This window comes from uncultured Methanofollis sp. (assembly GCF_937919355.1).
Classification (GTDB): Archaea; Halobacteriota; Methanomicrobia; order Methanomicrobiales; family Methanofollaceae; genus Methanofollis.
In genome coordinates this window covers 1-3,976 of the sequence record NZ_CALFSA010000078.1, presented here as the reverse complement: position 1 = coordinate 3,976, position 3,976 = coordinate 1, and the positions used below count along the sequence as shown (strand labels likewise).

3 protein-coding genes and 1 pseudogene are annotated in these 3,976 nt (G+C 58.1%); all 4 read left to right on the top strand.

Annotation, left to right across the window (positions count from 1 at the left end; all coding sequences use genetic code 11):
- A pseudogene (locus Q0520_RS03620) lies at positions 1-333 on the top strand (V-type ATP synthase subunit B); the annotation flags it as partial.
- Positions 334-339: 6 nt separating this feature from the next.
- A complete protein-coding gene (locus Q0520_RS03615; RefSeq protein ID WP_298666720.1) occupies positions 340-987 on the top strand; it encodes a V-type ATP synthase subunit D in 648 nt (215 codons plus the stop codon).
- Between the two features lie 349 nt (positions 988-1,336).
- On the top strand, positions 1,337-2,554 hold the full coding sequence (locus tag Q0520_RS03610; protein WP_298666718.1) for a phosphoglycerate kinase: 1,218 nt from the start codon (positions 1,337-1,339) through the stop codon (positions 2,552-2,554).
- Between the two features lie 405 nt (positions 2,555-2,959).
- Positions 2,960-3,460, top strand: a complete 501-nt coding sequence (locus Q0520_RS03605) for a hypothetical protein (protein WP_298666715.1) — start codon at positions 2,960-2,962, stop codon at positions 3,458-3,460.
- The last annotated feature ends 516 nt before the right edge of the window (positions 3,461-3,976 follow it).

Below are 3,976 nucleotides of genomic sequence, written 5' to 3'. Positions count from 1 at the left end.
GGGAAGGGCCACACCAGAGAGGACCACAAGAAGGTCTCCGACCAGATGTACGCCGCCTACGCAGAAGGCAACGACCTCCGCGGCCTGGTGGCCATCGTCGGCAAGGACGCCCTTTCCGAGCGTGACCGCGGCTTCCTGGAGTTTGCCGACCTCTTCGAGGACAAGTTTGTCAGGCAGGGCATCGACGAGAACCGGACGATCGAGGACACCCTTGATATCGGCTGGGAGCTCCTTGCGACGCTGCCGGTCGAGCAGCTGGTGCGTATCGACCGCGACCTGATCCAGAAGTTCCACCCGCTCTACCGCAAGGGTGCGAAAAAGGCAGAGGTGTAAGGTCCGATGGCGCTCAGAGATGTCAAGCCCACCAGGTCAGAGTTGATCAATATCAAGCGGAAGATCAAGCTCTCCGAGCGGGGCTACAACATCCTCAAGATGAAGCGCGACGGGCTGATCCTTGAGTTCTTCAAGGTGCTGAAAGAGGCGAGGGACACCCGGGGCGAGATGCTGCGCAAGTATCAGCACGCCCAGGAGATGATCGCACTTGCAAACACGGTCGAAGGAACGATCGGTGTGAAGGCTGCGGCTTTCTCCGTCAAGGAGCAGCCGCAGATCACCCTCAAGTCCAAGAACATCATGGGCGTCGTCGTCCCTCAGATCGAGGCGTCGAAGGTGAGAAAGAGTCTGGTCGAGCGTGGCTACGGTGTGCTCGGGACCCAGGCCGTCATCGACGAGACTGCCGAGGCGTACGAGGAACTCGTTGAGGCGATCATCGAGAGCGCCGAGATCGAAACGACGATGAAGCGCCTGCTGGACGAGATCGACCACACCAAGCGGCGTGTGAACGCCCTTGAATTCAAGGTGATCCCTGAACTGAAGGCCGCCGCCTCCTTTATCAAAATGCGGCTCGACGAGATGGAGCGCGAAGAACTCTTCCGTCTCAAGAAGATCAAGGCAAAGACTGCAGCGAAGGCTGCGGAATCGGCCTGATCCCTTTTTTTTGTCCCGTCGTCGGGATTATTTTTCTGCTGGCTCTGGCTTTATCTGGTCTCTCGAATCCGCTGGTGCCCGTCCCCGGAGATGGGGAAAGGTCTGGTGAAAACCGAAATGGAAATCTGGATTGAGAGTTTCGATCCCGGTCTATCCTGCACCGGGGAGTCCTGACCCCGGGAAGAGAGAATCGAAAATCTGAGGGGTGAGGCCACCGTCGAAACTCTCCCGACCGGTATCTTCCCCCATAATTGAGGTTCGCGCTGGCCCGATACGAACGAAAACCAATATCATTTTATCCACCTAACGAATACGGGAACACATAATCCCCATGGTGGCAGGTTATCTCATGACAATAGGAACCCTCTCTGAACTTGATCCCGCTGGAAAGACAGTCCTTCTCCGCCTGGACCTGAACTCTCCCATTGACCCCGCTTCAAACCAGATCCTGGACGACAAACGGTTCCGTGAGCACCTGCCCACGATCCGGCACCTGGAGGATTCCAGGGTTGTCATCCTCACCCACCAGAGTCGGCCGGGCAAGAAGGACTTCACGACTCTCCAGGCCCATGCCGAGAAGCTCGGGCACATGCTCGGCCGTCCTGTCGGCTATGTCGACGACATCTTCGGGCGTGCGGCGCGGGAGGCGGTTTCCTCTCTCCATACGGGGGAGGTGCTGATGCTTGAGAATGTCAGGTTCAATGCTGAGGAGAACCTGACGCTTTCTCCTGATGCGGCGAAGGCGACGCATATCGTCCGGAGGCTCGCCGCGATGGGCGATGTCTTCGTGAACGATGCCTTCGGCACCGCCCACCGTTCGCAGCCGACGGTTGTCGGTCTGCCCATGCTTATGCGGTCGTCTGCCGGCCTCCTGATGGAGCGTGAGGTCGCGAATCTCTCCCGTGTCTTCACGGGTGCGCCGCGGCCGGTGACCTTTGTCCTCGGCGGGACGAAGGTGGATGACTCCGTCGCCGTAGCGGCGAACGTGCTTGAGAACGGCATCGCCGACCGTGTCATTGTCATCGGCGTGGTGGCGAATGTCTTTTTGATCGCCGCAGGCTACGATGTCGGGAGACCGTCTGCGGATCTCATCGCCCAGTTGAAGTATACGGCCGAGATCGAGAAGGCGAAGGCCCTCATCGCCCGTTTCGGCGACAGGATCATCTACCCCGATCAGGTCGCGGTGCGGGAGGCAAATGCCCGTGCAGAGTATCCGGTCGACCATATCCCTGCCGACGCTCCGGTGATGGACATCGGTTCTGACGCTCTTCAGGCCGTCTGCGATGTGATCCGGTCCTCGGGGACGGTTGTCCTGAACGGCCCGGCAGGAGTCTTCGAGGACACCGCTTTCGGGGTGGGCACGTTCGAGATCTTGAAGACCTCGTCGAAGGTGCCCTTCTCCGTCGTCGGTGGCGGACACACGGCCGCGGTGATCGAGAAGATGGGGCTTGAACCGGCCTTCACCCATATTTCCACCGGTGGCGGGGCGTGCATCGAGTTCCTCACCGGCAAGAAGCTCCCCGCGATTGATGCGCTGGAAAGGTCGCAGGGGATCTTCAGGGCCTGAAGCCCTTCTTTTTTTTGTCTGCAGTCCGTGCAGGTATTCCTTTGAACTTTCTCCTCTTACCTTCGCACCTTTCATTGCCCGGGACCCGCTTGAAAGTGCAGGGCGATCCTCCTGAACTGAGGGAAGTGATATATGACGGCAGGCATATGTCCACGGTGGTCGGGGGTTTATGTCATGAGGGAGTCGAGGGGGAGGATCGCCGTACTGTGTCTGGTTATCTGTATCCTGCTGGGTGTTTTCCCTGGGGGTGTGGCGGCCGACGACGTCACCGTCAGCACCCATGTGACTGTTGTCACTGAAACCGATGCTGCGCCTCCCCACGGAGGGAGTGGTGGTAACAGAGACTCTTCTGGTGGGGGGAGCGGTGACGGGGGCGGTGGCCAGACCTCTCCTCCTGCCGATGCCGTGGACGATACTGTTGCGGAAGGAAATGAGACGTCTGTCCCGGAGATGGATGGTGGTAGGGCATCTTCCCCGGTGGCCCTTCAGAATAACTCCGGCTTCTCGAACGGGAACCTGACCTGCCTCGCCTGTGGTGGGGAAGCGGTTGTGGGGAATGTACTGAGGATTGCGGGGGTCTTCCGTAACCCCGGGGTGATAGCCACGAATGCGACTCTTGTGGGCAATGTATTCAGGAACAATGCACTTGTGGGTGTTATTGACGGTGAAGAGCAGGTCGTCATGGGGGGGTCCAGCGAAAACCTCTCCATGAACTTCACACCTCAGGAACCAGGCAGGTATCTGGTCCGCGCTCATGTCGTGTACGGCGGGAGGATGACCCCCATCTCGGAGGTGTCCTTCCAGGTCAAAGAGAAGGGTACGGTACCTTTTCTCTTCCCCTTTGTCGGGGCGGTTCTTCTTGTTGGTGTCTATGCGGTCGTCCGGTGGCAGAGGAGGAATCTCTAACCCCATTTTTCCGTAAAATCCTGTTTTGTCTCTTTTATGGTGCTGTCCGGTCGCAACCGGTTTTGTTATGATGTCTGTGGCATCATGGACCTGCGGTCCCCGGAGGGGCAGGGGATATAATTATATCGTCAAAATTATATTGCACCGTGTGATATGCTGGTGCGGTCAGTGTTAGTCATGGGGTATGGCCATGGGTAGAAAGGTTCTGGAGATTTTTATCCTCGGTATTATTTTTCTTGCTGTTATATCCCATCTGGCGGCTGGTGCCAGTCAGGATATGTTGGCAAAGAGGGGATCTTTTCCCGGTGATGGGTTTTCTCCATTTCATCCGGAGAGGGATATCCTGCTTATGAAGCCAGGACCAGGGTTCGACCTTCCTGACGACCTGCTTGATGACCTTCCTGACGACCTGCTTGATGAACAACCGTTCGAAGACCCGACCACCGACCCGACCACCGACCCGACCACCGATCCGACCACCGATCCGACCACAGATCGGAAGAGCGTCGTGTAGGG

Excerpts from the sequence above, each read along its gene's own strand:
- Q0520_RS03615 (WP_298666720.1), top strand. The coding sequence starts at position 340 with ATGGCGCTCAGAGATGTCAAGCCCACCAGGTCAGAGTTGATCAATATC.
- Q0520_RS03610 (WP_298666718.1), top strand. The coding sequence starts at position 1,337 with ATGACAATAGGAACCCTCTCTGAACTTGATCCCGCTGGAAAGACAGTC.